General features: G+C 70.5%; 1 protein-coding gene. It reads left to right on the top strand.

The window, feature by feature from the left end:
• On the top strand, positions 1 to 1090 hold a 1090-nt coding region (locus A2U95_RS00085; RefSeq protein ID WP_166020131.1), incomplete at both ends, for an acyltransferase domain-containing protein.

Below are 1090 nucleotides of genomic sequence, written 5' to 3'. Positions count from 1 at the left end.
TCGGCCACACCCAGGCCGCCGCCGGCGTCGCCGGCATCATCAAGATGGTCATGGCCATGCGCCACGGCGTCCTGCCGCAGACCCTGAACGTCGACCGTCCGTCCTCCGAGGTGGACTGGTCGACGGGCGCGGTGGAACTCGTCAAGACGCCGATCGCCTGGCCTTCCCGCCGTGAACCGCGGCGGGCGGGTGTGTCGTCGTTCGGGATCAGCGGCACCAACGCGCACGTCATCGTGGAGGAGTCGCCGGACGGATACGGCGTCCCGTCGCTTCCCCCGCAGATCTCCGAGGCCCCGGGCAGGACCGCCTTCCTGTTCTCGGGTCAGGGCTCGCAGCGGGCGGGGATGGGCCGTGAGCTGTACGAGGCGTTCCCGGTGTTCGCCGACGCCCTCGACGCCGTCTGCGTGGAGCTGGACAAGCACCTGGACCGGCCGGTCAAGGAACTGGTCTTCGACGCCGAGTCGGACCTGCTCGACAGGACCGTCTACACGCAGGCCGGCCTGTTCGCCGTCGAGGTCGCGCTGTTCCGGCTGATGGAGCACTGGGGCGTCACCCCCGACTACCTGCTCGGCCACTCCATCGGCGGCAGGATCGCCGCCGGTCTCACCTTCCACGCCCCGCGCATCCCGGTCGTCTCCAACGTCACCGGCACCGTCGCGGGGGAGGAACTGCTGACCGCGGACTACTGGGTGGACCACGTCCGCCGGGCGGTCCGTTTCGCCGACGGCGTCAGTGCGCTCGCTGCCCTGGACACCACCCAGTTCGTGGAGCTCGGCCCGGACGGAGTCCTCACCGCACTCGCTCGGCAGTGCCTCGGCGACGGGAATGCTCTGACCGTTTCGGTACTCAGCAAGGACGCTCCGGCTGTCCGCCAGGTGACGAACACGGCAATTGCACTGCGCGGGCGGAATGTGCCGTGCGACGCCGACACGATGCTCCCCGAACTCCGCAACGCGTCCGCAGCCGTACTTCCGGCGGTGCCGTGGGTGCTGTCGGCGAAGTCGCCGGAGGCTTTGGCGGGTCAGGCGGAGCGGCTGCTGCCGCTGGCCACGGGTGGGGTCTCGCCGGTGGACGTGGGCTGGTCCCTGGT

It is taken from the genome of Streptomyces chilikensis (assembly GCF_001642695.1).
Lineage (GTDB): Bacteria > Actinomycetota > Actinomycetes > Streptomycetales > Streptomycetaceae > Streptomyces > Streptomyces chilikensis.
This window is presented reverse-complemented; position numbering and strand designations above follow the sequence as displayed.